The organism is uncultured Sphingomonas sp. (genome assembly GCF_902806265.1).
GTDB lineage: Bacteria > Pseudomonadota > Alphaproteobacteria > Sphingomonadales > Sphingomonadaceae > Sphingomicrobium.
In genome coordinates this window covers 48,114-72,691 of sequence record NZ_CADCVZ010000001.1, presented here as the reverse complement: position 1 = coordinate 72,691, position 24,578 = coordinate 48,114, and the positions used below count along the sequence as shown (strand labels likewise).

At 68.0% G+C, this 24,578-nt stretch carries 26 protein-coding genes; 16 read left to right on the top strand and 10 right to left on the bottom strand.

The genetic code is table 11. The annotated features are described in order from the left end of the window. Positions 1-100: 100 nt before the first annotated feature. The gene (locus QZX62_RS00405) at positions 101-1,396 is read right to left on the bottom strand and encodes a L,D-transpeptidase family protein (protein WP_294171342.1); all 1,296 of its coding nucleotides are present in this window, start codon (positions 1,394-1,396) and stop codon (positions 101-103) included. 241 nt (positions 1,397-1,637) lie between these two features. Beyond that, a complete protein-coding gene (locus QZX62_RS00400) occupies positions 1,638-2,219 on the bottom strand; it encodes a TlpA disulfide reductase family protein (RefSeq protein WP_294171341.1) in 582 nt (193 codons plus the stop codon). Here QZX62_RS00400 and QZX62_RS00395 point away from each other — a divergent pair. Together QZX62_RS00395 and galU are read left to right on the top strand one after the other, a co-directional pair. Continuing rightward, complete coding sequence (locus QZX62_RS00395) at positions 2,218-2,505, top strand: hypothetical protein (protein ID WP_294171340.1); 288 nt, start codon at positions 2,218-2,220, stop codon at positions 2,503-2,505. The genes QZX62_RS00400 and QZX62_RS00395 overlap by 2 nt on opposite strands. Then, the gene (gene galU / locus QZX62_RS00390; protein ID WP_294171338.1) at positions 2,502-3,371 is read left to right on the top strand and encodes a UTP--glucose-1-phosphate uridylyltransferase GalU; all 870 of its coding nucleotides are present in this window, start codon (positions 2,502-2,504) and stop codon (positions 3,369-3,371) included. The genes QZX62_RS00395 and galU overlap by 4 nt, the downstream gene beginning before the upstream one ends. Here galU and QZX62_RS00385 read toward each other — a convergent pair. Continuing rightward, positions 3,368-3,934: an HNH endonuclease gene (locus tag QZX62_RS00385; RefSeq protein WP_294171336.1), complete on the bottom strand. Its 567-nt coding sequence runs from the start codon at positions 3,932-3,934 to the stop codon at positions 3,368-3,370. The genes galU and QZX62_RS00385 overlap by 4 nt on opposite strands. 172 nt (positions 3,935-4,106) lie before the next feature. On the opposite strand from QZX62_RS00385, the gene gluQRS reads away from it, so the two are divergent. From gluQRS to QZX62_RS00340, 9 genes are read left to right on the top strand one after another with little or no spacing between them, the layout of a single operon-like run. Further along, a complete protein-coding gene (gluQRS, locus tag QZX62_RS00380) occupies positions 4,107-4,943 on the top strand; it encodes a tRNA glutamyl-Q(34) synthetase GluQRS (RefSeq protein WP_294171335.1) in 837 nt (278 codons plus the stop codon). A 12-nt stretch (positions 4,944-4,955) separates the two neighbouring features. Beyond that, positions 4,956-5,162 (top strand): HIG1 domain-containing protein, encoded by a 207-nt coding sequence (locus QZX62_RS00375; protein ID WP_294171333.1) that lies wholly within the window; start codon positions 4,956-4,958, stop codon positions 5,160-5,162. A gap of 1 nt (position 5,163) precedes the next feature. Beyond that, positions 5,164-5,730, top strand: a complete 567-nt coding sequence (locus QZX62_RS00370) for a cob(I)yrinic acid a,c-diamide adenosyltransferase (RefSeq protein WP_294171428.1) — start codon at positions 5,164-5,166, stop codon at positions 5,728-5,730. Positions 5,731-5,753: 23 nt separating this feature from the next. Then, positions 5,754-6,992: an ergothioneine biosynthesis protein EgtB gene (gene egtB, locus QZX62_RS00365; RefSeq protein ID WP_294171427.1), complete on the top strand. Its 1,239-nt coding sequence runs from the start codon at positions 5,754-5,756 to the stop codon at positions 6,990-6,992. Further along, positions 6,982-7,926 carry an L-histidine N(alpha)-methyltransferase gene (egtD, locus tag QZX62_RS00360; protein ID WP_294171332.1) on the top strand — a complete coding sequence of 315 codons (945 nt, stop codon included), beginning with the start codon at positions 6,982-6,984 and terminating at the stop codon, positions 7,924-7,926. Before egtB ends, egtD begins: the two co-directional genes overlap by 11 nt. A 43-nt stretch (positions 7,927-7,969) precedes the next feature. After that, the gene (locus QZX62_RS00355; RefSeq protein WP_294171331.1) at positions 7,970-8,269 is read left to right on the top strand and encodes a YggT family protein; all 300 of its coding nucleotides are present in this window, start codon (positions 7,970-7,972) and stop codon (positions 8,267-8,269) included. Continuing rightward, entirely contained in the window at positions 8,266-9,156 is an 891-nt protein-coding gene (folD, locus tag QZX62_RS00350) for a bifunctional methylenetetrahydrofolate dehydrogenase/methenyltetrahydrofolate cyclohydrolase FolD (RefSeq protein WP_294171329.1), read from the top strand. Before QZX62_RS00355 ends, folD begins: the two co-directional genes overlap by 4 nt. Further along, positions 9,153-9,800 (top strand): hypothetical protein, encoded by a 648-nt coding sequence (locus QZX62_RS00345; protein WP_294171328.1) that lies wholly within the window; start codon positions 9,153-9,155, stop codon positions 9,798-9,800. Before folD ends, QZX62_RS00345 begins: the two co-directional genes overlap by 4 nt. Next, a complete protein-coding gene (locus QZX62_RS00340; RefSeq protein ID WP_294171326.1) occupies positions 9,797-10,429 on the top strand; it encodes a MarC family protein in 633 nt (210 codons plus the stop codon). Before QZX62_RS00345 ends, QZX62_RS00340 begins: the two co-directional genes overlap by 4 nt. A 57-nt stretch (positions 10,430-10,486) precedes the next feature. Here the strand turns inward: QZX62_RS00340 and QZX62_RS00335 are convergent, their stop codons facing one another. Continuing rightward, a complete protein-coding gene (locus QZX62_RS00335; RefSeq protein WP_294171324.1) occupies positions 10,487-12,247 on the bottom strand; it encodes an AcrB/AcrD/AcrF family protein in 1,761 nt (586 codons plus the stop codon). 86 nt (positions 12,248-12,333) lie between these two features. On the opposite strand from QZX62_RS00335, the gene QZX62_RS00330 reads away from it, so the two are divergent. Both QZX62_RS00330 and QZX62_RS00325 read left to right on the top strand, forming a co-directional pair. Continuing rightward, positions 12,334-12,741 carry a GtrA family protein gene (locus QZX62_RS00330; protein ID WP_294171323.1) on the top strand — a complete coding sequence of 136 codons (408 nt, stop codon included), beginning with the start codon at positions 12,334-12,336 and terminating at the stop codon, positions 12,739-12,741. Further along, a complete protein-coding gene (locus QZX62_RS00325; protein ID WP_294171322.1) occupies positions 12,742-13,470 on the top strand; it encodes a class I SAM-dependent methyltransferase in 729 nt (242 codons plus the stop codon). It abuts the gene before it with no gap. Here the strand turns inward: QZX62_RS00325 and QZX62_RS00320 are convergent. The 3 genes from QZX62_RS00320 to QZX62_RS00310 form a co-directional block, all read right to left on the bottom strand. Continuing rightward, entirely contained in the window at positions 13,395-14,423 is a 1,029-nt protein-coding gene (locus tag QZX62_RS00320; RefSeq protein ID WP_294171321.1) for a glycosyltransferase family 2 protein, read from the bottom strand. The two genes, QZX62_RS00325 and QZX62_RS00320, sit on opposite strands and share 76 nt — an antisense overlap. Further along, entirely contained in the window at positions 14,420-16,066 is a 1,647-nt protein-coding gene (locus tag QZX62_RS00315; RefSeq protein WP_294171320.1) for a hypothetical protein, read from the bottom strand. Before QZX62_RS00315 ends, QZX62_RS00320 begins: the two co-directional genes overlap by 4 nt. Positions 16,067-16,140: 74 nt before the next feature. Next, entirely contained in the window at positions 16,141-17,160 is a 1,020-nt protein-coding gene (locus QZX62_RS00310) for a phosphatase PAP2 family protein (RefSeq protein ID WP_294171319.1), read from the bottom strand. 245 nt (positions 17,161-17,405) lie between these two features. Here QZX62_RS00310 and QZX62_RS00305 point away from each other — a divergent pair, with 245 nt between their 5' ends. The 3 genes from QZX62_RS00305 to QZX62_RS00295 all read left to right on the top strand — a co-directional run bounded on the left by QZX62_RS00305 (position 17,406) and on the right by QZX62_RS00295 (position 21,161). After that, positions 17,406-18,587 carry a glycosyltransferase family 87 protein gene (locus tag QZX62_RS00305; protein WP_294171318.1) on the top strand — a complete coding sequence of 394 codons (1,182 nt, stop codon included), beginning with the start codon at positions 17,406-17,408 and terminating at the stop codon, positions 18,585-18,587. Between the two features lie 27 nt (positions 18,588-18,614). Beyond that, complete coding sequence (locus QZX62_RS00300; RefSeq protein WP_294171317.1) at positions 18,615-18,995, top strand: EF-hand domain-containing protein; 381 nt, start codon at positions 18,615-18,617, stop codon at positions 18,993-18,995. A gap of 114 nt (positions 18,996-19,109) precedes the next feature. Next, a complete protein-coding gene (locus tag QZX62_RS00295; protein ID WP_294171316.1) occupies positions 19,110-21,161 on the top strand; it encodes a S46 family peptidase in 2,052 nt (683 codons plus the stop codon). On the opposite strand, the gene QZX62_RS00290 is transcribed toward QZX62_RS00295, so the two are convergent. The 3 genes from QZX62_RS00290 to rlmN form a co-directional block, all read right to left on the bottom strand. After that, positions 21,158-22,402 (bottom strand): cyclopropane-fatty-acyl-phospholipid synthase family protein, encoded by a 1,245-nt coding sequence (locus QZX62_RS00290; protein ID WP_294171315.1) that lies wholly within the window; start codon positions 22,400-22,402, stop codon positions 21,158-21,160. The two genes, QZX62_RS00295 and QZX62_RS00290, sit on opposite strands and share 4 nt — an antisense overlap. Before the next feature lie 20 nt (positions 22,403-22,422). After that, positions 22,423-23,274, bottom strand: a complete 852-nt coding sequence (locus QZX62_RS00285; protein ID WP_294171314.1) for an oxygenase MpaB family protein — start codon at positions 23,272-23,274, stop codon at positions 22,423-22,425. 116 nt (positions 23,275-23,390) lie between these two features. Further along, positions 23,391-24,578, bottom strand: coding sequence for a 23S rRNA (adenine(2503)-C(2))-methyltransferase RlmN (gene rlmN / locus QZX62_RS00280; RefSeq protein ID WP_294171313.1), 1,188 nt, complete (start codon positions 24,576-24,578; stop codon positions 23,391-23,393).

Here is a 24,578-nt window from a genome sequence, read left to right as displayed (position 1 = left end):
ACCGACCTTCCCGGCGGTAAGATACTTGTTGCGGTTGCTGGATCGGTGATGGGAAGAGCCCTACGGCCGAGCCACGCGGCGATCCTGAAACACGAGCCTCCTAGCCGATTGAGGCGACTCGCATCTGCGGCCCGAACATCTGCGGCATGGCCTGCGCGTCGAACCCGTAGGGATCCGCCCGGAATACCACGCCATTGGGGGTCGGCGCCACGGTCAGGTAAGTCATGTAAATAGGCACGGGCCGCGGCAGATCGATCCGCTGCTCCGGCACGTTACTCGCCTGAACACCGCCCGGAAAGACCCAGGAAGCGAAGCGGCGATAGTCTTGCAGCCTGACGCAGCCGTTGCTGATCCAGCGCTCGGTCAGGTTGAACTTGTCCTTGAGTGGCGTGTCGTGAAGAAAGATGCCGAAATCGTTGGGCATCTCGAACTTCATGGCGCCCATCGAATTCCAGGGCCCGGGCTTCTGCCGGACCAGCATGTCCGGCGCCTTGCGGCCCGAGGCGACCGCCTTCCAGTTGACAGTCCTCGGATTGACCGGGCGCGCATTGGGCCCCCAGTCGGATAGAACTTCGTAGTGGAAGTTCTGGAAATAGGAGGGCCCCTGCTCCTTGACCTTCTTGGCCGTCAGGCTGCGGACGAGGTCTGGCGGAACGTGCCAGTAGGGATTAGCCTTGGCATTGCGCATCAGCACGGCCATCATCGGCGTCTTGCTTTCGGGCGCGCCGACGATGACCTTCATGCCGTCGACGACCCGGTCCTTCTGGAACAGGTAGGTCTGCGCCGCGCCACTGTCGACGACGACATAGCGGTCGAAGGTTCCCGTGGTCGGCAACCGCCACGCCCGCTCCATGTTGATCGCGATCCGGCGCGCATAATAGTTGGGGCTCCGGTTCAGGGAGGCGACTGTTGCGCGCCCGGCGACCCCGTCCGGATTTCCAAGGCCATGGACCTGCTGGTAGGCGGACACCAGCTGGGCGACACGAGCGTCGTAACCGCCGGCAGCCGGCAGTCCAAGCCGTCGGCGCAACGCCGAGACCCGCGTACCCGTCGCGCCACGCTTCAGAGCGGAGCCTGCCGGAACTTTCACCTGAGGAAGGCGACCCCAGCTTGCCTGATACTGCTGCAGTCCTCGTGCGAGGTCGAGGAACATGGGATTGGGCTGATTGCGCCGCGGCGTCGCCGCCGGGTTAAAGAGACGGGCAAGCCAGTTCTGCGGTCGCTGCTTCTTGCGCGCGACGGTGCTCATCTGCGGATCGACATAGACGAAGTCGATACCCTGCTTGATCGCCCGCGGCACGGCGATCGGCTCGTCCCCGCGGGGAACAGCGGCCTCGGCCGGAGTGGCTGTCAGCAGGCAGGCCGCGCCGATAATCAGGGTAAGCTGTTTGTGCACAAACCTCGCGCCGCCGCGTGAACGACGCCCTCCCGACGTGAAAGAACGAGATGAACGCCCTTGCCGGACCGTGGGTTGCATGACCCTGAACGGGAGTCCCGCGGCGGCACGATGGTCGCCGGGTTCGCGACTGGACCGGAGCCGAGTCCGGCCGCAGCCACGGATCGTCTGCAATGGATCATCAGCGGACCTTCGGCCAGGATCCAATATGGGTCGTGAGCAGACGGCGGCGGGGAACCAGCTAGCGTGCTTCCTGCAGCAGCTTCGCCGCTTCCGCCCCCGTCCAGTCGAGGTCGCCCGTATAGCGCCAGATTTCCTTGCCGTCGGAGCCATACAGCACGGTTGTCGGCAGGATGGTCGCGCCCTGCGCGGAACTCATCGCCATCTCGGCGTCCTGATAGGCTTCGAGCGCGATCTTCTTCTCGGCCAAGAACGCCGCGACCTTCGCTTGCTCGCCGAGGTCCTGCGACAGGGCGAGCACCTGCGGCGCACCGGGACGCTCCGCCAGCGCGGCCAGCGTCGGCAGCTCCTTGACGCAGGGCGCGCACCAGGTGGCCCACAGGTTCACCAGCAGCGGACGCCCACCGAAATCCGCCAGGCTGGCCCCTTCGCCCTCGGGGTCGCGAAAGTTGATCCCTGGACCGGGCTTACCTGCCTGGCTCCGGTCCAAGCCTGCGCTGCGCGTTGCCGCCGGCGCGGCTTGGCTTCCCCCGTCCTTTTCCCTATCGCAGCCACCAAGGGCAAGCAGCCCGGCAAGGAGGATCAGCGCGCGCATGGCCGGAGCGATAGTGAGCAAGGCTGCGGCTGTCACCTTCGCCCTCATGGCACTTGCTTCCTGCGGGCGGGTCGGCGAGCTCCGGACCGCGCCGGGTCAGCCGCTGCCGGTCAAACCAAAGCTGGCGCGGACCACCCCGACGGCCGAGGATTTGCTTGCTCGTCCGCCCTACGCGCGGCCCGAGCGGGTCGACGAGCTGCAGAGCCGCAACGAGCCGCGCGGATCCGACCGCTTCGACCTGCCGCCACCCGACGGGGGCGCGGCGCCCGTGGCTGAAACCAACACCCAAGCCGAACAACGCATCGACGAACCAGGACCCATCAAACCGCAATGACCGACAGCTTCAAGCCGCTTCGCAAAGCCGTGTTTCCCGTCGCCGGCCTCGGCACCCGCCTGCTTCCGGCGACCAAGACCATGCCCAAGGAGATGCTGACGGTGATCGACCGTCCGTTGATTCAATATGCGGTGGACGAAGCGCGCGAAGCGGGGATCGAGCAGCTGGTCTTCGTGACGGGACGCGGCAAGTCCAGCCTGGTCGACTATTTCGACGTCAGCTTTGAGCTCGAATCGACCATGCGGAAAAAGGGCAAGAGCCTGGAAGCACTAGAGCTCAGCCGGGCGGACTTCGGCGAGCTGATCTCCGTCCGGCAGCAGCAGCCGCTCGGGCTCGGCCATGCGGTCTGGTGCGCCCGGCATGTGGTCGGCGACGAGCCGTTTGCGGTGTTGCTGCCGGACGACCTGATGGCCGGAACGCCCGGCGCGCTGGCGCAGATGGTCGAAGCCTACAACCGGGTCGGCGGCAACATCGTCTGCGCGGAGGAAGTCGCGCGCGAGAAGACGGGCAGCTACGGCATCGTCACTCCCGGCGCCACAAACGGCAACCTCACCGAGGTGCGCGGCATGGTGGAGAAGCCCGCGCCTGACGTCGCACCGTCGCGGCTGGGCGTGATCGGCCGCTACATCCTCCAGCCCGAGGTCATGAGCGTGCTCGACCAGCAGGAGCCGGGTGCCGGCGGCGAGATCCAGCTGACCGACGCCATGGCCAAGCTGATCGGCCAGCAGCCGTTCCATGCGGTCAAGGTCGACGCCGTCCGCCACGACTGCGGCGACAAGACCGGCTATGTGCTGGCGACGCTAGCGCTTGCCTTGGAACGCGACGATCTGGCGCCGACTGTGCGGGAGTTTCTAGCCAGCCGCTAAGCCTCCAGTTCGACGTCCCAGTAGAGGTAATCGCGCCAGCTTTCGTGGAGGTAGCCCGGCGGGAAGCTTTTGCCGTGGTCCTGCAGCTGCCAGCTGGTCGGGCGGATCGGCTCGCGGTGGATCGCCATGCCGGCTTGGCGCGGGGTGCGGCCGCCCTTCTTGAGGTTGCACGGCGCACAGGCGGTGGCGACATTCTCCCAGGTGGTTCGCCCGCCTTGAGCACGGGGGATCACGTGGTCGAAGGTCAGCTCTCGGTGGCTGCTGCAATAAACACAGCGGAAGCGGTCGCGCAGGAACAGGTTGAAGCGGGTGAAGGCCGGATATTCGTTGGGCTTCACGAACTGGCGGAGCGCGATCACGCTCGGCAGCTTGAGCGTGTGGTTGGGGGAATGCACCTCGCGCTCGTAGTGGGCGACCACGTCCACCCGCTCGAGGAACATCGCCTTGACCGCGGTCTGCCACGGCCACAGGCTCAGCGGATAGTAGGAGAGGGGCGTATAGTCGGCGTTGAGCACCAGCGCCGGACAACTGTCGGGATGGCGGATGAGATCGGGATGATACACGCGCGCGCATGGCCTTTCGTTCGGTTGAAACCGAACCCGCGCTCCCCGGCCCCGTCGCACGCAAGGAGGAGAGGCCGTGCTCGGCCGCTTCCCTTGTGACGCGCCGGATGCCAGCCCGGCGTGACAGGACCGTGAATCGCAACTTGGCTGGCAGCGGTCAAGTGGGACCGCAATGACGACGTCCCGCTTTGCGCCATCGCCGACGGGACGGCTGCACCTGGGGCATGCTTATAGCGCCGCTCTCGGCCGCGCGGCGGGGACACGCTGGCTGCTGAGGATCGAAGACCTCGATCCAGGCCGCAGCCAGCCCGAGTTCGTCGATGGCATACTGAAGGACCTCGCCTGGCTCGGATTGCCGCATGATGGCGCGATGTTGGTGCAGTCGGAGCGCACGTGTCTTTATGGGGCGGCGCTGCAGCGGCTGGTAGACGAGCGGCTGGCTTATCCCTGCTTCTGCACCCGCGCCGACATCGCGGCCTCCGTGACCGCACCGCATGGCGATGCCGCGACCGGCTACCCCGGCACGTGCCGCGGCAAGCCGGACGACCCGAAGCGGCGCGCCGCCATCCCGCACAGCTGGCGGCTGGACAGCGCAGCCGCGATCGCGCGCGTTGGCCTGCCGGGGTGGCGGGAAGTCGGCGGAGGCCATTTCGCCTCGCGCGAGCAGGATCTCGGCGACGCCGTGCTCGCCCGCAAGGACGCACCCTCCTCCTACCATCTCGCCTGCGTGGTCGATGACGCGAACAGCGGGGTGGACCTGGTCGTTCGAGGCGCCGACCTGCGGCCGTCCACCCCGATCCAGCGGCTGTTGCAGCGGTTGCTCGAACTGCCCGAACCGACCTACCTTCATCACCCGCTCGTCGTGCACGAGGACGGACGGCGGCTGGCCAAGCGCGACCAGGCGCCCACGCTGGCGGCGCTGCGCCAAGCCGGGGTGGACGGGCTAAAACTTCGCGACGATCTCGGGAACGGCCGCCTTCCTTATGGTTTTCGTCTAGCGGATGCCTAGATAGGACCAGCTATGAATACCCTTCTCATCGTTGCGCTGGTGGTCGCGATGGCCTTCACCGCTTACGCGCTGGTGCGCGGCGTCATGGCCATGGCTTCGGGCAAGCTCGGCAACGGCCAGCAGCAACAGCAGCAATGGATGCGCAAGCGCGTCCTGTACCAGGGCATTGCGATCATGGTCGCGGCGCTGATCCTGCTGCTTGCCGGTGGCGGCCGCTAAGCTGGTCAAGCTCAACCGGATCTACACCCGCACCGGGGACGGCGGCGAGGCCGGGCTGGTTGACGGCAGCCGAGTCAGCAAGGCCGGCCCGCGGATGATTGCTATCGGCGAGGTGGACGAGGCGAACTCGGCCGTCGGCGTTGCGGTGGCGGAGCTCGAGTTCGGCAGTCCTGCTGCCGCCAGCCTGTTGCGCATTCAGAACGAGCTGTTCGACCTTGGCGCGGACATCGCCACGCCTGGCGAGATCGAAGGCGCCCTGCGGATCGTTGCCAGCCAGGTCGCGCGGCTCGAGCACGAGATGGACGCCGCGAACGAGCAGCTGGAGCCGCTCACCAGCTTCATCCTGCCGGGCGGCAGCCGCGCGGTGGCGGCCGTGCACCTCGCCCGTGCCGTTGTCCGCCGGGCGGAGCGCGCGGTGGTCGCGCTCGCGGCCGCCGAACCGGTCAACGCCGAAGCTCGCGCCTATCTTAATCGTTTGTCGGACTATCTGTTCGTGACCGCGCGGCACCTTGCCGCGAGCCAGGGGGGCGATGTGTTGTGGCAACCCGGCGCGACCCGCACCGACTGAACGCCGCGGGACTCAGCGAGCGGCTGTTCGCCACGCGCCGGCTGACCGCCGATCTGGCCCGACCGCTGTCAGACGCCGACGCGACCATCCAACCGCATCCGGATGCCTCTCCGGCCAAGTGGCACCTGGCGCACACCACCTGGTTCCTTGAAACGTTCGTGCTGCGCGATCACCTGCCCGGCTATCGGCTGCACGACGAGCGCTGGCCGTTCCTGTTCAACAGCTATTACGAGGGCGAAGGCCCGCGGCATGCCCGGCCGCGCCGGGGGATGATCAGCCGGCCCAGCCTGGACGAGGTCCGCGCCTGGCGCAGCCATGTGGACGGGGCGCTGGACCGCGCACTTCCGGACTTGCCGCCGGCGGCGCTGGAACTCATCGAGCTTGGCATCCAGCATGAGCAGCAGCATCAGGAGCTGCTGCTGACCGACATCCTGGCGACCCTTGCCGAGAACCCGCTGGAACCGGCGTACATGCCCGTCATTGCGAGCAGAACGAAGCAATCCACTTCCTCTCCGCCAAGCAGGGAACTGAGTCGCCTCGTCGCTGGCGCTCCTCGCAAGGACGAGTGGCTTTGCAGCCAAGGCGGCATCGTCGAGATCGGCGCTCCTGCCGAGGGCTTCGCGTTCGACAGCGAGCGGCCGCGGCACCACGCCTTGCTGCACCCGCATGAGATAGCCGCAACGCCGGTGACCAATGGCGAGTGGCTGCAGTTCATCGCCGATCGCGGTTACCAGACTGCACAGCTGTGGCTCAGCGAGGGCTGGGACTGGGTGCAGCGGGAGCAGGTCACCGCCCCGCTCTACTGGCGCGGGGACGGCTGCGCCTTTACCCTCGCCGGACGCCGCGAACTCGACCGGGCCGCGCCGGTGGCGCACATCAGCTACTATGAGGCGGACGCCTTTGCGCGCTGGGCCGGCGCACGGCTGCCGACCGAAGCGGAGTGGGAGAGCTTGGCGGCGTCGAGCAATCCGGCAGGCGGCAATCAGCTGGACCGCGCCGGCCCAGCGATGCCTCATCCGGACGGCGCTTTGTTCGGCGACGTCTGGAACTGGACCGCGTCGGCTTTTCTGCCCTACCCCCGCTTCCAATCCGCGGAAGGCACCGTCGGCGAGTACAACGGCAAGTTCATGTGCGGCCAATTCGTGCTCAGAGGTGCCAGCTGCGCCACCCCGCGCCGGCACAGCCGGCCGAGCTACCGCAACTTCTTTCCGCCTGCTGCCCGCTGGCAGTTCTCCGGCGTGCGCCTCGCCCGTGACGCCTGATCCGGCGTTTCGCGACGATGTACTGCGCGGACTGCGGCAGCAGCCGCCCGCCATTCCCGCGCGCTGGCTGTACGACGAACGCGGGTCCGAGCTGTTCGACGCCATCACTCGGCTGCCGTCCTACTATCCGACGCGCACCGAAACGGCGCTGCTCCAGGAGATCATGCCGGAGGTCGCCGAGCGGGTCGGCAGCAACCGTGCGGTGGTCGAGTTCGGCGCGGGCTCGCTGACCAAGACGCCGCTGCTGCTCGAGGCGATCCAGCCCGCGCTCTATGTGCCCGTTGATATCAGCGGCGAGTACCTCCAGGCCAGCGCCGCCGAGCTGGCCGGCAAGCTGCCGGGCCTGCCGCTCCACCCCGTAGTGGCTAACTTCAGCGATGCCATCGCTCTTCCGGCGGAAGCGTCGGGGCTGCCAAGCCTGGGCTTTTTCCCGGGCTCGACCATCGGCAACTTCATTCCGGCCAGCGCGACGGACCTGCTACGCCACTTCCGTGCGGTCCTCGGCACGGGGGCGCTGCTGCTGATCGGGATGGACCGGATCAAGCCGGTTGAGCGGCTGCTCGCCGCCTACGACGATAGGCAAGGGGTGACAGCGGCGTTCAACCTGAACCTGCTCCACCGCATCAACGGCGAGCTCGGCGGTACGGTGCCGGTCGATGCGTTCCGGCACGAGGCGCGGTGGAACGACGTGCTGAGCCGCATCGAGATGCACCTGGTCGCGGCCCGCAATGTCGAGTTCAGCATCGCGGGTGAGCTGTTCCGCTTGGCCGCCGCCTCCTCCATCCACACGGAGAACAGCCATAAATACGGCCCCCGCAGCGCTCGCCTGCTGCTGCTGGCAGGCGGCTGGACTCCGCTGGCCGAGTGGACCGATCGAGCAGGCGACTTCGCGGTGGTGCTGGCGGAAGCGCACCCGGAGCGGTTCGCACCCTAACGCCCGTGTTGCCCCTGTAACGCGGCACGGCTAAGCGCAGGCCATGCTTCTTGCCCTTTTCGGTGTGCTGGACCTGCTGCTGCGGGTGCTCGGCTGGATCATCATCCTGCAGGTCGTGCTGTCGTGGCTGGTGGCGTTCAACGTCATCAACACTTCGTCGGACGGCGTGCGGCGCTTCATCGGTGCGATCGACCGGCTGCTCGATCCGCTCTACCGGCCGATCCGCAAGATCCTGCCGGACTTCGGCGGGCTCGACCTGTCGCCCATCGTACTGCTGCTCTCCATCCAGATCCTGCGGATGCTGCTTAGCGGCCTCGCTGCGGACGTGGCCTACCCGGGGTGAGCGCGCGACTGATCGACGGACGCGCCGCGGCCGAAGCGTTGCGCGCGCGGCTGGCGATCATTGCCGACTTCTTTCGGGCGAGCACCGGGCGGCCGGCCGGCCTGGCCACCGTGCTGGTCGGCGAGGACCCGGCCAGCGCGGTCTATGTCCGCTCCAAGATCAAGGCGACGGAGGAGGCGGGCATGCACGGCCTCCACCATCCGCTGCCGGCCAAGACGAGCGAAGCCGAGCTGCTGGCGCTGGTCGATACGCTGAACCGCGACGACGCAGTCGACGGCATCTTGGTTCAGCTGCCGCTGCCCAAGCAGATCGACTCGGCGCGGGTGATCGACGCCGTCTCGCCCGACAAGGACGTGGACGGCTTTCATGTGGTGAACGCCGGGCGCCTTGCGGTGGGCGCGGAGGCGCTGGTGCCCTGCACGCCGCTTGGCTGCCTCCACCTGCTGACGACGGAGCTTGGCGACTTGAGCGGCGCCAACGCGGTGGTGATCGGCCGCTCCAACATCGTGGGCAAGCCAATGGCGAGCCTGCTGCTGGGCGAAAGCTGCACGGTGACGATTGCCCATAGCCGTACCCGCGACCTGCCCGAAGTCTGCCGGCGCGCCGACATCCTGGTCGCGGCGGTTGGCCGGGCCGAGATGGTCCGCGGCGACTGGATCAAGCCGGGCGCTACCGTTATCGACGTCGGGATCAACCGCGTTCCCGGAGCGGCGGCGGGCAAGACCCGCCTGGTCGGCGACGTCGCATTCGACGAAGCGCGTGAGGTTGCCGGCGCGATCACGCCCGTGCCGGGCGGCGTGGGCCCGATGACCATTGCCATGCTGCTCAGAAATACGCAGGTGGCGGCGCATCGCCGCGCCGGCCTCAAGCCGCCGGAGGACCTATGATCTTTACCCTGCTGCTCGCCGCCGCTGCCCCGACCCAGACCGCCGTGGATGCCGAACGCGCCTTCGCCGCCCGCGCGCAACAGGCCGGACAATGGACCGCGTTCCGGGAATTTGCCGAGCCCACCGCCGTCATTTTCACGCCCCAGGCGGTGTGGGCGCATGAGTATCTGAAAGGCCGCAAGGACCCGCCGCAGTCGGTGCAATGGTGGCCGACACGCAGCTTCGTCTCCTGCGACCGCAAGCTGGCAGTGAACACGGGCGGCGCCCGCTTCCCTGACGGCAGCCATGGATACTTCGGGACGGTTTGGAGCCGGCAGAAGGACGGCGGCTGGAAGTGGGGGGTCGACCATGGCGACACGCTGAGCAGAGCGCCTGCCCGCCCGGCGCAGGCCGCCGTGCGCCGCGCGAGCTGCTCCAATCTTCGTCGCATTCCGGCCGCCTACCGCGCCGAAACCAAGCCGCTCGAGCTGATCGCCGGCCAGCCTCCGGCCGACGCCGGCCAGGGCCGCTCGGCCGACGGAACGCTGATCTGGGAGTGGCAGGTCACCAAGGAAGGCGCCCGCCGTTTCCAGACGCAGCTATGGAACGGGCGGCGCTACGCCACGGTGCTCCAACAGAACGTGGCCGCACCGCGCCGCCGATGATCGAGCTGTTCACCAGCGCGTTCATCACCCTGGCGGTGATCATCGACCCGCCGGGCTGCGCGCCGATCTTCGCTTCCCTGACCAGCGGCACCAGTGCTGTGCATCGCCGCGCCATGGCGGTCCGCTCAGTGCTGGTCGCGTGGGGCATCCTGGTGTTCTTCGCCCTATTCGGCGAGCCGCTGCTCCGCTCACTGGGAATCAGCCTCTCGGCGTTCCGGCTGGCGGGCGGAATCATGCTGTTCATGATCGCGCTCGACATGGTGTTCGAGCGACGCACCGAGCGGCGCGAAGCGCGGGCGCAGGAGATCGAGGGCACGCCGGACGCGGACGACATCTCCGTTTTCCCCATGGCCATCCCGATGATCGCCGGGCCGGGCTCGATCGCTTCCATCATGCTGTTGTCGGCGCGGGCTTCAGGCACCGCCGAGCAGGTGGTCGTCCTTGCAGCGATGACGGCCGTGATCGTTCTGACCCTGCTCGCCCTCCTGGCCGCGGGTCCGCTGATGCGGCTGATCGGGGCCCGGCTGGAAGCGATGATCACCCGCATCCTGGGCGTGATCCTGGCCGCGCTGGCGGTGCAGTTCGTGCTCGACGGGCTGGAAAGCAGCCTGCCCGGGCTGGCAGGCTGAAGCGCTTCCAGGAAAAGTGGGTACCGGTTTTCCGTCCGGAAGCGCGCCAAGCCAGACTCAGCCAACCACCCGCCACAGCTTGAGGGGCGGGTCCGCGGGCAGCGGCACGCGCTGAAGCCAGGCGGGGACCTGCCCGCGCTCGAGCTGCATGTAGAAGCCGTTCGGCGCGGCCGACTGGAACAGGGTCGCCGTGCTCATGTTCGGGCAGGTCAGGAGATAGTCGGCGCGGTACTTGCCAATGAGCGCCCGCGCCTGTTCGGCCGAGCCGCGGAACGCCTTCATCACGTCGGCGATCGCCTCGCCGTTGCGGTGATAGGGGCCGACGATGCTGTTGTGATGGGTGACGGTGATGAGCCTGGGCGCCAGGTCGACGTAGGTGAAGACGGTGCCCTTGGGCTGCAGCGCCACCGGGCGCAACGCCGGCATCGACGGGCACAGCCGATTGGCGGTGGCGATGGCCTTGTCGCGCGCGGTCTGCGGCTTCTCGGGGAAACGGCTGACCACCATCGGGATGGCCGCGCCGACCGCCACCACGACTACCGCCGCGGTGGCGAGCACCGACAGCGACCGGTTCTTGAGCGCCCAGGCCTTGGGCACCAGCAGCCAGGCCAGTGCCGCGCAGCCGGTGACGCCGAGCATCTGCGCGGCGGGCCCGGCGCGGGTCTGCCACAGGAGCAGCAGCAACGCCGTCAGCGCAATGGCCGCCACAGACAGCACGCGGCGGAAGCGATCGCGGTCGCCGAGCGAGGAGAGCGCCAGCAGGATCCAGCCGGCAAGGCCGATCAACGGGAGGGTAACCACCACCGCGACGATCTTCGCCGAATGAGCGTAGATCGGCTTGGCCTCACGGACGTTATTAAGCCACAGCTGCTGCACCTCCGGCGAGACGCCTTCCAGCCGCGACAGGCAATGCGGCCACGCCAGCGCGTGAAATAATGCGACTACCGCGCCCCCCGCTGCCGCCCCCGCGAGCCGCGCTTTCCAACTGCCCGGCGACCACCAGGCGAGCAGGGCCAGCAGCGCTCCCCCGAGCAGTGCGTCCGACAGCCACACCGGCGATAGCGCGTCGCACACCGGGGCGCGATTGGCGTAGCTGGCGAACAGGAGAAAGCCGAGCGCAGTCCCGCCCGCGAGGGTCACGGCATAAGCGCCCAGCCGCCGCCGCTGGTCGCGCTCGTCGATCCACATCAGCACCTGCGCCGCGCCGGCCAGCGCCAGGTAGATCAGCATCTCGAGCCCGACGCTCAGCGACAAGGCCGTGGCAATGCCGGTCGTCGCGCCCCCGCGTGCGGGCCTGGGATCGGCCAGTCCCGCGACCGCGATCGCCAGGAAGGTCAGCTGCCAGCCGTGATGGTCGATCCGGGTCGGCATGAACATGCCGTTGGTCGATGCGGCGAAGTAGAGGGTCAGCAGCGACAGGGCAAAGGCGGCCGGGTGGATCAGCCGCCGGGCGGTCAGCGCCAGCGCCCCGGCGAGCGGAAGCAGGGGGATCAGCGGCGCAGCGGCGACCGCGAAGCGCTCGGCATTGGCGCCGCTGGTGAAGAGCTTGCCAATCGTGATCAGCGCGGCGAGCGGCAGGTCCACCAGCCGCGACCAATGGATGTCGGCCCCGATCGGAGCCGCCAGCCGGTACTGGCGCAGGTCGTACCAATCCTGCCCCTGCAGCCAGGCGCGCACCTGGCTCATCCGCATGTTGTCGTCGGTGTCGCCAAGCGCGAACAGCTGAATGCCATTCCAGCGCATGGAGGTGAACCATGCCGCGGCGAGCAGCCAGAAGACGAGCACCAGCAGCCGCCAGTGCCTGGCCGTCCAGATCAACGCCCTGTCCAACCCCTCACCCCGCCGCCGCAGTCCCAAGAAACACTGGCGTCGTAGACCGTCGGCTCTAAAGGGCAAGTTACCCCATGCTTGCGATCCTTCCCCCCGAGCGCCGCGCCATCTTCGGCCAGCTGCTGCGCTTCCTGGTAAGCGGCGGGATCGTCACGGCCTTGGGCGTTGGCGTGTACGCGCTGGTCGCGCTTGGCCTGCGCTGGCACCCGCAGCTCGGCAACTTCCTTGCTTACGTGACCGCGGCGGCGACTGGTTATCTGCTGCACAGCCGCTGGAGCTTTCGCGATCATGGGGGAGAGCGGGGCGGTGGCACGCTGGCGCGGTTCGTCACCGTGTCGCTCATCAGCCTGGGCCTGAACAGCTTCTGGGTGTGGCTGCTGACCGAGCCGTTCCGCCTGTCGCCCGCTTGGCCGATCGTCCCGATGCTGTTCGTGACGCCGCTCGTCACCTTCACTCTGAATCGCCAATGGGTATTCCGCTAAATGGAGCGGGTCGTCTACGACCGAATGGCGGAGCTGGACCAGCGCCATTGGTGGTACCGGGCGCGCCGGGAGGTGCTGGCCGCGCTGATCCGGCGCCGGGCGCTCCCGCCGCCGGGCGCCCGCATGTTGGAGGTGGGCTGCGGGACTGGCCACAACCTGGCGATGCTGGCTGAGTTCGGCACAGTGGAGGCGATCGAGGTCGATCCCGCTGCGCGCGCGGTGGCAGAGCAGCGGCTCGGCCGGGCGGTCGGCTCGGCCCCGCTGCCTGCGCTCGACGGCGTTCCGAGCCATGCCTTCGACCTCATCGGTTCATTCGACGTGATCGAGCATATTCAGGATGATGATGCCGCCCTGGTCAGCGTCGCCCGCTGCCTGAAGCCGGGCGGCCGGTTCATCATGACGGTGCCGGCGCACGGCTGGATGTGGTCGGCCCACGACGTAGTGAACCACCACAAACGGCGTTATTCAAAAGCCGGCCTCGAGCGGCTGGTCGATGCTTCGCCGCTGAAGCTCGAAGCGCTCGGCTATTTCAACAGCCTGCTGTTCCCGCTGGCGGTCGGCGCGCGGGTCGCGGGCAAGCTCACTGGCAAGCAGGACAGCGACGACAAGCTCCCGCCCGCACCGCTCAACCGGGCGCTGGAAATCGTGTTCGCTCACGAAGCGCGGCTGATCGGCCGGGTGCCGTTGCCGCCCGGATTGTCCTTGTTCGCAGTCGCTTCCGCGATCTGACCGAGCTGGCCTTCGCGCTTGTCGGTCTCACCGGCGATCGCCTGCACTATGTACAGCGGACGGCGCTTGGCCTGGCTGTAGAGCCGGCCGATATACTCGCCCATCATCGCCAGCACGAACATTTGCACCGCACCCAGGATGACGACCACCAGCATCAGCGAGGTCCAGCCCTGGATGCTTCGGCCGCTCGCCCAGGCATAGGCGATGTAGACGATGATCAGCAGCGATCCCGCGCTCAGCAGCAGTCCGGCGTGGCTGGCGAGCTTCAATGGGGCGGAGGAGAAGCCGGTCAGCGCATCGAAGGCGAAGCGCAGCATCTTGCCCAGCGGATATTTGGTCTCGCCCGCGGCGCGCTCGTCGCGGTCGTAGGGGAACGGAACCTGGCGAAAACCGATCCAGGCGACCATGCCGCGAATGAAACGGGCCTGCTCCGGCATCGCCAGCAGCACGTTCAAGGCGCGGCGGCTCATCAGCCGAAAGTCGCCGGCATCGAGCGGAATGTCGATCTCGGTGGCGCGGGACAAGAGCCGGTAAAAGCCATGGGCGGTGGCGCGCTTGAAACGGGTCTCGCCCGCGCGGGTGCGGCGCACGCCATAGACCACGTCGGCGCCTTCGCGGCGCATGGTCTCCAGCATCGCGCCGAGCAGTTCGGGTGGATCCTGCAGGTCGGCATCGACGATCAGGATGAGCTCGCCCCGCGCGAGGTCGAGCCCGGCGGTCAGCGCCAGCTGGTGGCCGTGGTTGCGCGACAGATCGAGCGCGACCACGTGCGGGTCGCCGGCCGCCAGCTGCTGCATCAGCGGCCAGCTGCCGTCGCGCGAACCGTCGTTGACCAGCACGATCTCGTAGTCCGTGCCGACCACCGCACGGGCCGCGTCCGTCAGCCGCCGGTGCAACAGGCGGAGGCACGCCTCCTCATTGTAGCAGGGCACGACAATGGACAGCGCGGTCATTGCCGCTGCGTAGCGCTTCGTTCGTTCAGGCGGTAGAGGGCCGAGCCGTTGGGGCCCTGCCAGACTGGTCGCGCGTCGCCCAGCAGCTTGCGGTCGAACGGCGGCGGGTCGATCAGCCAGAGATAGTCGAAGGCTTGCCGTGGGAAGTTGGCCAGCATGGGGCCGACCGGATGGGCGGAGCCGAGCCGGCAAGTCGGATGACGGACCAGGTTCGAGGGGTCGTACCTCCAATAGCCGGCCGGCTCATAGGTGACGGTGAGCAGCTGCGCGCCGGGGGTTTCCCAATGATCGTTGGAGAAGCCGTGGCGCCGGGCGACGACCAGGCCGCCAAGGTGCGCGTTGCGCCACATCGGCCAGCTCTTGTTCCGGCAGCTTAAGCCCACCATCGACACCACCCGCGCCCCCATCGGAACATGCTGGAGCGCCACCAACTGCTGGCGGTGATCGTTGGCGGCGATCGCCAGGCTGGCGGTCACGCTCGCCGTGCGAACGAGGAAATAGGTCAGCGCGGCCAGCGCCAGGCTCCAGGCGAACCAGGCCGGCGGTTCCGGCTTGAACCGCAGGGGCAAGCGGAAGCTGCGGGCCGCCCGCGCCAGCAGCCAGGACGGCTCGCGCCGGAAACGGATCGCCAGCATGGCGACGGCGAGCAGGAACGGCACCAGCCGCATGTCGGCGTAAGCCGAGCCGAAGATAATGCGCGGCAGCAGCGCAAAAGCGGCGCACAGCACCAGCAGGGTGAAGAACAGCATGCGCGATAGGGTCAGTCGCGGGTGAACGATCGCCAGCAGGAACACCAGCCCGACCGCCGCCACGGAGGCCCGATCGAAATCGTACCAGCGGTCGCGCAGCGCCATCTCGATCCAGCGGCCCTTGATCGTCCAATTGAACCAGTCGGCGGTCTGCCCGCCGCCCTCACCCCGCCACAGCAGCATCAGCAGCAGCGGCACCGCGAGCGAGAGGCAGTGAAAGGCGGCGCGCGCGGCGGACATGATCCAGCCGCGACCCTTGTCATGCTGGCGCACCGCTTCGGCCGAAAAGGCGAGCAGCCCCAGCATGCCCCAGCCAAAGGCGTGGCAAAGCCAGACGAAGATGCCGATCGGCACGAACAACGCGGCGCGCAGCCGCACCTTACCCAGCCGCGCCAGCCGTAGCCACAGGCCGAACGCCAGAAAGGCCAGAGCCATGCTCAGCGCGTAGTTGACGAAGCCGAACAGGAAATGGTGGCCGTAGGCGAAGGGCAGCGCGAACAGCACGGTCGGGGGCAGCCGGCCATGCACTTCGCGCGCGACCCACAGCATGCCGGCTATAGTGGTCGGCGGGATCAGCAGCACGATCAGCTTGACCGCCGGCTCAAGCCCCAGGAGCTTGCCGAGCGGCCAGATGAGCAGGTCCACGCCAAGATTGCCGACGGTCGCCCAATGATAGTCGTAGAAGCGCTGCAGGCTGGGCGAGTTCCCGAGGTCGAGCTGGACCCGGTAGCGGCCGATATGTCCCAGCAGGTCGACCAGCGGCGGCAGCGGCGGATAGAGCAGCGGAACCGCGGACAACAGGATGGCGGCGGCGGCGAACCAGCGGGTCTCCCACCAGGCCAGGGGTCCTAGGCCACCGGACCGGTCCGGTGAAGTGGCGAGCGTCGGAGCCATGGCGCCATTCCCTAGCGCCGTGCCGGACGTTTGCCAGCCTCCGGGGAGTCACGGACGGGGAGAAGCGGTTTGCCTCAGGCGGTGGCGGGCTGCGGCGTAGCGGCGAGTAGCGGGCGCTCCAGTCGGTCGCTGAGCCGGCCGGCTGCGATCCATAAGCCCACCGTCAGTGCGGCGGCGGCCAGGCCGTCTATGGCATAATGCCAGCCAAGGTGCACCGAGCCGATCCAGATGAGCACGGCATAAGCGGCAAGCACCCAACCCGCCGCCCGGTTCAAGCGAAAGGCGGCAAGCGCGAACAGCACCGCCAGCGCATTGTGGACTGAGGGCATGGCGGAGATGCCGCCGCCGACCCGGAGGCGGTCACTGCCGATCGCCTCGAGCAGCATCGCCTGGTTGCGGAGGGCCGCCAATGGGGAGCCGGTCGCGGCTTCGGTCGCCAGAAGCCGGCCATGCAGCGCGTCGAACGATGGGGAAGAGCCGACCAAGGCCGAGGTGAAGCACGGTCCCGCGGCCGGCAGCAGGAACGCCAGCACGCTGCCGATGCCGATCCAGACGCCGATGTAGGTCAGGGTATATTGGGTGCGCAGGCGGTAGGTCGCGGCCGGCAGAAAGGCGCATGCGACCAGCCCCACCGACATCGGCACGAACCAGCCATGGTAGGCCTTGTCGACCAGATCAGTGGCGGTGGGCGAGCCGAGCAGCGCATGGGTGATCCGCCACGGATCGACGCCCCCGAACAATGCCCGGTCGAGGGCGGTGAAGGCGGGGTCGAAGCGAAACCCGGCAAGCGGCAAAATCATCTGCTTGAAAGCATTGAAGGAGGTCAGCAGCAAGGCGAACAGCAAGGGCGGCCACAGCAGGGACACGCAGCGATCACGCTCCCAGCGGGCGCCGAGCGAACCGCGGAGAAAGGCGGCGAGAAAGGGCTCACGGCCGCTGCGATGCGCACTGCGGGCAAGCGCGGCGATGAAAACGCCCGCGCCGATCACGGCCCATAAAGAGAAGCTGGCGGTCAAGTAGAAGAGCAGCAGCCGGCCGAACTCGGGCAAGGCGACGCGCCCACTGGCGAGGACCAGTGCAATATATGCGCTCACGGCCATTGCCCCGACGGCCGCAGCCCTGATCTCGCGCTGTTCCCCGATCACCGTTGACGCTTCCCCAGCCCTCGCGACGACGGGCGTAGCTGCTTACGGTTAACAGCTGCTTTCACCGCCAATGCGCGGAAGTCGCCTCCGGCGGCAGCAGCGACAAGCCGGCATTAACCATTCGCGCCTAAGCCGGCGAGGTGAACGCTCCTGCATTCCGATTTGCTGTTGCCGATCCTGCGGTGACGGGCCGCATGTCGCCGGTCTGGTGGGTGCTCGGCGCGCTGGCGCCGCTGGTCTTGTTCTTCGGCGACTGGGTGCTGTTCGACCGCGGACATGTGGCCGGCGGAAGCTACTGGGGCCGCGACTTCGTCAACTTATGGACCGCCGGGCAGCTCCTTCGCTCGGGCGAGCTCGGGCTCATCTACGACATGCCCGCCTACCAGGCCTTTCAGGCCGGACTGTTCGGTCCACTGCACCCGCACAACTACTCCTACCCGCCGGTGAGCTTCCCGATAGCTGCCTTGTTCTCGCTGCCGCCCTACCCGCTGGCGCTGGCCGCCTGGACGCTCGGCACGGGCGCCTTCTTCGTTCATGCCTGCCGCCGCTGGTGGCCGGCGGGAGCCGGTCCGTACTGGCTGGCGGTGCTGACACCGGCGGCGCTGCTGAACGTCTGGGCGGGTCATTACGGCTTCCTGCTCGGCGGCCTGTTCCTGCTCGGCTGGCAGCGGCTAGACCGCCACCCGGTGCAGGCCGGCATTTTGTTCGGCTGCATGCTGCTGAAGCCGCACCTGGCGGTGATGGTCGCGGTCGCGCTGCTCGCCCGACGCGAGTGGAAGGCGGTCGCGGCGGGCGCGGCCACCGTGGCGGCGCTGGTGGCCACAACCAGCCTGGCGTTCGGCTGGACCTTATGGGTGCAGTTCCTGTTCGACGTGGGCGCCGCGCAGTCCGGCATGATCGATGCGGGCGGCAAATTCTATGGGCTGATGTCGACCTCCCTAGCGACCGGAGTGCTGCGGCTGGTGCCCGACATGCCGATAACGGCGATGGTGCAGAGCGCGGCGAGCCTAACCGCAATCCTGCTGGTCGTGACGGCCGCATGCCGGCCGCATCGCACTCGCGACTTGGCACTGCTAGCCGCGACCTCCACCTTTGTCGCGCTGCCTTACGCCTTCAATTACGATCTCACCGCCGTGATGCTGAGCGCAGTGGTCCTGATGGTGGAAGCCCGGCGCCGCTGGCAGCGCCTTGCTGCCGGCATGGCGTTCATCGCGCCGGGCCTAGGAATGGCGGCAGCCTACGCATCCGTGCCCTTGCTGCCCCTGTCGCTGGCGGCCCTCGCGTCGGCGCAATGGTGGCAGATGCGCCGATCGGCAATGCCGACCGCCACCGCGGCGGGGACAGCGTTCAACCGCCAGACAGCGGCCTCCGGCTAGTGCCCTCCTCAACAAAGAGGAGTTCCCATGTCCAAAATGTCGATTGCAGCCGGTGCCGTTCTTGCCGTTGCAGCTTCGGTGGCGGCTTCGGCCCAGACGCCGCACCAGCACGGCGGCGGCAACGGGGCGCATAGTCGTGCCGAGTTCGTCCAGCAGATTCAGCAGGTCTTCGCCCGCCTGGACGCGAACCGCGACGGGTTCATCACCCGCGCCGAGGCTGGCGCTGGCGCGGCTCAGGGTGGGCAGCTGTTCGCGATGGCGGACGCCAACCGCGACAACCGCGTTTCGCTCAGCGAGGCGACGGGTGTTGCCACCCAGCACTTCGACCACGCCGATGCCAACCGCGACGGCCAAGTGACCCGCGAGGAGTGGCAGAAGATGCGCAAGCACATGCCGGCCCGCGGCTAGTTCCCCACATTTAGAAAGAATGTAAGGGGCTCGGCGAAGTGCTGCCGGGCCCCTTTCCTTGCGCGACGGGACCGCTACCAAGGGTTGCACATGGCAATCGATCAAGGATTTTTGATGCGCCTTCCCCAACTTGCGGCCGGTGCCGCGATACTCGCCTTCGCCCTGCCGGCGGTGGCCCGGGCAGACGAGGGCATGTGGACGTTCGACGCCTTTCCCGCCGCCAAGATGCGCGCGACCTACGGCTGGGCGCCGGACCAGGGCTGGCTGAACAAGGTCCGCGCCTCGGCGGTGCGGTTGACTGGCGGCTGCTCGGCCAGCTTCGTGTCGCCGGAGGGGCTGATCCTGACCAACCACCATTGCGTGGTGAGCTGCCTGCAGGACCTGTCCACCGCGCAGAACGACATCGTTGCGAACGGCTTCACCCCCGCCTCTCGGACGGCCGAGCGCCGGTGCCCGGGACAGCAGGCGGAGGTCGTGACCGCCATCACCGACGTCACCGCTGACGTCCAGCGCGCGATCGGTTCGGCCACGGGCGAGGCCGCGGTCAAGGCGCGCGACGCCCGCATTGCCGACATCGAGCAGACCGGCTGCACCGACACTGCTACGACCCGTTGCCAGGTGGTCCGGCTGTACGGCGGCGGCCAGTACAAGCTGTACAAGTACCGGAAATATTCGGACGTGCGGATCGCCTGGGCGCCCGAGTTCGCGGCAGCCTTTTTCGGCGGCGACCCCGACAATTTCAACTTCCCGCGCTACGCCATGGATGCCGCCTTCCTCCGGGCTTACGAGAATGATCGGCCGGTCGCGACGCCGACCCACCTCCGCTGGAACCCGCGAGCGCCCAAAGACGGCGAGGCGACCTTTGTGGTCGGCAACCCCGGCTCGACGCAGCGGCTGCTGACCCAGGACCAGCTCGCCTTTCAGCGCGAAGTGGCGCTGCCGATCACGCTGGCGACCTACTCGGAGCTGCGCGGCCGGCTGCTGTCGGCCATGGCGCAGAGCCCGGAGAAGCGGCGCGAGGGCGGCGATGCGCTGTTCGGCGTGGAGAACAGCCTCAAGGTGTTCATCGGCCGGGTCAAGGCGCTGAACGATCCCGCCTTCACCGCCAAGCTGGCAGCGGCGGAAGCCGACCTCAAGCGCCGCTCGGCCGGCAACGCCCAGGTCGGCGATGCGTGGGGCGAAATCCGCCAGGCGATACAAGCCTATCGCGACATCTACGTGCCCTACCGCTTCATCACGCCGCAGGGCGACTTGTACGGCTATGCCGAAGCGCTGGTGCGGGCGGCGGAAGAACGGGCCAAGCCCAACAGCGAACGCCTGCCCGGCTATACCGACAGCGCGCTGCCGCTGCTCGAGAAGCAGGTCACCGACGCCAAGCCGATCACCACCTGGCTCGAAGAGCTGATGCTCGAATGGAGCGTGGCCAAAGCGCGCGAGTATCTCGGCGCGGACGATCCGCAGACCCGGCTGATGCTGGGCCGCGAGTCGCCGGAACAGCTCAGCAGGCGGCTGGTGCGCGGCACCCGACTGGCCGACCCGGCCTATCGCAAGCAGTTGTGGGAGGGTGGCCTCGCCGCCATCCAGGCGTCGAACGATCCGTTGATTCAATACGCCCGCAAGCTCGACGCCCGCGACCGCGAACTGACGCGGCTCTACAACGAGCGCTACGACGCTCCGGTCACCGCCGCCCAGGCGCGGCTGGCGACGGCGCGGTTCGCGGCATACGGCGATACCGTCTACCCCGACGCGACCTTCACCCTGCGGATCAGCTACGGCAAGGTCGCGGGCTGGACCGAGCGCGGGGAGCAGGTGCCGGTTCGCACCACGCTCGGCGGCGCGTTCGAGCGGGCCACGGGCGCCGAGCCGTTCAAGCTGCCGGCCGCCTTCGTCCGCAATGAAGCGCGGATCGGCAAGGGTCTGACCTACGATTTCGTGACCACTAACGACATCATCGGCGGCAACTCGGGCTCGCCGGTGATCGACCGGGCGGGGACGGTGATCGGCACGGCGTTCGACGGCAACATCCACAGCCTGGGCGGCAATTACGGCTACGACGGCACGCTCAACCGCACGGTGGTGGTATCGACGGAGGCGGTGACCGAGGCGCTGCGCGACATCTATCCGGCGCCGGCGCTCCTGGCCGAACTGGGTGCTCGGCGGCGCTAAGGGGCAGGCGGAGGACCGGCGCGCAACCGCTCCTCCGCCTGCCCCATGTAGTCGCGGGTGAGCGGCAGGGCGTGGCGGTCGCGGACGTACTGGATCTGGTAGTTGCCCATGCCGCCATGTTCGAAGGTGACGATCACCCCGGCGAGATAGAACAGCCACATGCGATAGAAGCGCTCGTCGTACATGGCGACAATCGCCTCGCGGTTTTCGACGGTGCGGCGGTACCAGTGCCGGCCGGTCAGCGCATAGTGCAGCCGCAGCATCTCGATGTCGGCGATGATCAGATTGTTCTTCTCGCTGGCCGCGACGATCTCGCTGAGGGCCGGGATGTAGCCGCCGGGGAAGATGTACTTGCGGACAAAGGCGTCGGTGACGTTCGGCCCTCCGAACCGGCCGATGGTGTGGAGCAGCATGACGCCATTCTCCGCCAGCAGGTTGTGGCAGGTGCGGAAGAACTCGCGGTAGTGCGGCGGGCCGACATGCTCGAACATGCCGACCGAGACGATCCGGTCGAAGCGGCCGGTGAGCTGGCGGTAATCGGTCAACTCGAAGCGGACCTGGTCGGCGACGCCCGCGGCCTTCGCCCGCTCCCTCGCCACGGCGAGCTGTTCCTCCGACAGGGTGATGCCAAGCACTTCCACGCCGGCGGTGCGGTGGAGGTAAAGCGCCATGCCGCCCCAGCCGCAGCCGATGTCGAGCACCCGTTGGCCGGGCTTGAGCGCCAGCTTGGCCGCGATGTGGGCCTTCTTGTCCTCCTGCGCCCGCTCCAGGCTATTCCGAGGGTCGGTGAAGTAGGCGCAGCTGTATTGCAGATCCGGGTCGAGGAAGAGGCGGTAGAAATCGTTGCCGAGGTCATAATGGTGCGCAACGTTGCGGCGCGAACGGCGCTGCCAGTTAAGCCGAGACAGACGCCCGGAGGTCCTGCTGACCGCGCGCCGCAGCGGGTTGGGGATCTTGAGGGCTGTACTTTTCGACCAGGGCGCATTGCCGCGCATCAGCGTCAGCAGCGCCAATATGTCGCCCTGCTCGATGATAAGGCGTCCGTCCATGAAGGCTTCGGCCGCACCCAGCCGCAGGTCGCGGGCGATCGCTCCCGGCACGCCGCTATCCGCGAACCGAACCGTGACGTCGTCGAAGGCGGGATCGGGCCGGCCGAAGCGCCGCTCCGAGCCGTCGGCGTAGCGGACGGTCAGCACGCCGCGCCTCACCACCCGGTTCAGCAGGCCCTCAACGATCCCCATGGCTGCCCTCCCCATCCTGTTTAGCGCGGCGACAGGGCCCAGCGCAAAGTCCCGGCCAAGCCCAGAGTCGCGGCGCCCACGGCCGGCCGCGTCAGGCCGGAGGAGCGCACCGCGTGCATCCGCCGCGCCCAGGGCGGCAGCAAGTCGACCGCGGACTGCATCAGCAAGGCCTGCACCGGCAGGATGCGCAGCTTGTCCGGCGCATTGCGCAGGATGATGTTGCGGACCGTGCGCGTCCGCTCGTCCGGCTTGAGCTCGGGGATGAAGCTGCGCAGCAGTTCCGCGGCCGCAGCCGCCGTTTCCGGAACCGGATCGGCGCCGAGCAGCCGGGCCACCGGCGCGACCTCGCGCCAGTAGGCGTCCTTGTCCGCGGCGCTCATCCCCGGTTCCCCGAAGCGGATCCAGCCATTGAGGAACATCGCCGAGCCCGCGACATGCACCCAGGCGAGCAGCCGCGGATCGTTGGCGCCATAGGGCGTGCCGTCGGGCAGCGTGCCGTTCACATGATCGTGGATGCGCCGAACGCGGGCGATCGCCGCCTCCGCTTGATCGCGGTGGCCATAGGTGGTGACCGCGATGAACCGCGCCGTGTTGCGCAGCCGCCCGTGCATGTTCTTCTGGAAGTCGCTGTGGTCCCATACGCCAGCAAGCGCCCCGGGGTGCAGCATTTGCAGCAGCAGCGCGGCAATTCCGCCGACCATCATGGAGGTGACGTCGCCGTGAACCCGCCAGGCAACGCCATGGGGTGGGCACAGCGAGTCGGGCGAGGACTTAATCGGCTCCTGCCCCTGCTCTGAGTCATTGAAGAAGGCGACGATCTCGCCGGCGATGCGGCGGCGGAGCAGTTCTACGGGTGGTGCGAGGGAAGCCATCAAGCTTCAACGTGCAGGACACTGCCGTGCTCCGGCGAACGCCGGACTCCAGCCGCGGATGTATCGCGGTTCCCCCAAAAAAGGGCTGAAGCCCCGGCGTTCGCCGGGGAACAAACCTACGCAGCCTGCTCGCGATCCAGCGCCGCCCGGCTGCGCTTTTCGGCCGCGGTCTTCAGCTGGCCGCAGGCCGCATCGATGTCTCGGCCGCGTGGAGTCCGGACGGGAGCGGAGATGCCGGCTTCGAAGATGATGTTGCTGAATGCGCGGATGCGTTCGTCGGTCGAGCACTCGTAGGGCGCGCCCGGCCATGGATTGAACGGGATTAGGTTGACCTTGGCCGGCAGGCGGTAGTGGCGGATGAGCCGCACCAGCTCGCGCGCATGCTCGTCCGAGTCGTTCTTGTCGCGAAGCATCACGTACTCGAAGGTGATCCGCCGGGCATTGTTGGCGCCCGGGTAATTGGCGCAGGCCTGCAGCAGCTCCTCGATGCCGTACTTGCGGTTTAAGGGCACGATCTCGTCGCGAATCTCCTTGGTGACCGCGTGCAGCGACACGGCCAGGTTGACGCCGATCTCCTCGCCGGCGCGCGCCATCATCGGGACCACGCCCGAGGTGGAGAGCGTGATCCGCCGCTTGCTGAGACCCAGGCCATCCCCGTCCATCACGATCTTCAGCGCGTCCCGGACATTGTCGAAATTATAGAGCGGCTCGCCCATGCCCATCATCACGATGTTGGTCAGCATGCGGCCTTCGGGCTGGGACGGCCACTCGCCGAGCGCGTCGCGGGCGAGCATCACCTGGCCGACGATCTCATGCGGTTCGAGGTTGCGGACCAGCCGCATGGTCCCGGTATGGCAGAAGCGGCAGTTGAGCGTGCAGCCGACCTGGCTCGACACGCACAGGGTGCCGCGGTCCGCGTCGGGGATGAACACGGCCTCGAACTCGTGGCCGTCGTCGGTCTTGAGCAGCCACTTGCGGGTTCCGTCGGTGGAGACCTGCGCTTCGACCACGCCCGGACGCGAGATGCTGAACCGCTCGGCGAGCCAGGGCTGCTGCGCCTTGGCGATGTCGGTCATCAGCGCGAAGTCGGTGACCCCGCGGTTGTAGATCCAGTGCCACAGCTGCTTGGCGCGGAGCTTGGCCTGGCGCACGTCCATGCCGGCGGCCCCCAAGGCATCGCGGATCGCCTCGCGGGACAGGCCGACCAGCTCCACCCGCCCGTCGGCGCGCACCGGCGCGGCGCGGGGCACGGGCACGGGGTCGACCGGGCCGGGGATCGGCATCAGGTTGGTGTCGGCGCTCAT

What these genes read in the sequence shown, in the direction of transcription:
- QZX62_RS00290 (WP_294171315.1), bottom strand. Translation starts at nt 22,402, where the DNA reads ATGGGGATCGTTGAGGGCCTGCTGAACCGGGTGGTGAGGCGCGGCGTG.
- QZX62_RS00340 (WP_294171326.1), top strand. Translation starts at nt 9,797, where the DNA reads ATGATCGAGCTGTTCACCAGCGCGTTCATCACCCTGGCGGTGATCATC.
- gluQRS (WP_294171335.1), top strand. Translation starts at nt 4,107, where the DNA reads ATGACGACGTCCCGCTTTGCGCCATCGCCGACGGGACGGCTGCACCTG.
- QZX62_RS00345 (WP_294171328.1), top strand. Translation starts at nt 9,153, where the DNA reads ATGATCTTTACCCTGCTGCTCGCCGCCGCTGCCCCGACCCAGACCGCC.
- QZX62_RS00285 (WP_294171314.1), bottom strand. Translation starts at nt 23,274, where the DNA reads ATGGCTTCCCTCGCACCACCCGTAGAACTGCTCCGCCGCCGCATCGCC.
- QZX62_RS00315 (WP_294171320.1), bottom strand. Translation starts at nt 16,066, where the DNA reads ATGGCTCCGACGCTCGCCACTTCACCGGACCGGTCCGGTGGCCTAGGA.
- QZX62_RS00325 (WP_294171322.1), top strand. Translation starts at nt 12,742, where the DNA reads ATGGAGCGGGTCGTCTACGACCGAATGGCGGAGCTGGACCAGCGCCAT.
- QZX62_RS00305 (WP_294171318.1), top strand. Translation starts at nt 17,406, where the DNA reads ATGTCGCCGGTCTGGTGGGTGCTCGGCGCGCTGGCGCCGCTGGTCTTG.
- rlmN (WP_294171313.1), bottom strand. Translation starts at nt 24,578, where the DNA reads ATGAGCGCCGACACCAACCTGATGCCGATCCCCGGCCCGGTCGACCCC.
- QZX62_RS00375 (WP_294171333.1), top strand. Translation starts at nt 4,956, where the DNA reads ATGAATACCCTTCTCATCGTTGCGCTGGTGGTCGCGATGGCCTTCACC.
- QZX62_RS00400 (WP_294171341.1), bottom strand. Translation starts at nt 2,219, where the DNA reads ATGAGGGCGAAGGTGACAGCCGCAGCCTTGCTCACTATCGCTCCGGCC.
- QZX62_RS00355 (WP_294171331.1), top strand. Translation starts at nt 7,970, where the DNA reads ATGCTTCTTGCCCTTTTCGGTGTGCTGGACCTGCTGCTGCGGGTGCTC.
- QZX62_RS00295 (WP_294171316.1), top strand. Translation starts at nt 19,110, where the DNA reads ATGCGCCTTCCCCAACTTGCGGCCGGTGCCGCGATACTCGCCTTCGCC.
- QZX62_RS00320 (WP_294171321.1), bottom strand. Translation starts at nt 14,423, where the DNA reads ATGACCGCGCTGTCCATTGTCGTGCCCTGCTACAATGAGGAGGCGTGC.
- galU (WP_294171338.1), top strand. Translation starts at nt 2,502, where the DNA reads ATGACCGACAGCTTCAAGCCGCTTCGCAAAGCCGTGTTTCCCGTCGCC.
- QZX62_RS00300 (WP_294171317.1), top strand. Translation starts at nt 18,615, where the DNA reads ATGTCCAAAATGTCGATTGCAGCCGGTGCCGTTCTTGCCGTTGCAGCT.
- QZX62_RS00330 (WP_294171323.1), top strand. Translation starts at nt 12,334, where the DNA reads ATGCTTGCGATCCTTCCCCCCGAGCGCCGCGCCATCTTCGGCCAGCTG.
- QZX62_RS00395 (WP_294171340.1), top strand. Translation starts at nt 2,218, where the DNA reads ATGGCACTTGCTTCCTGCGGGCGGGTCGGCGAGCTCCGGACCGCGCCG.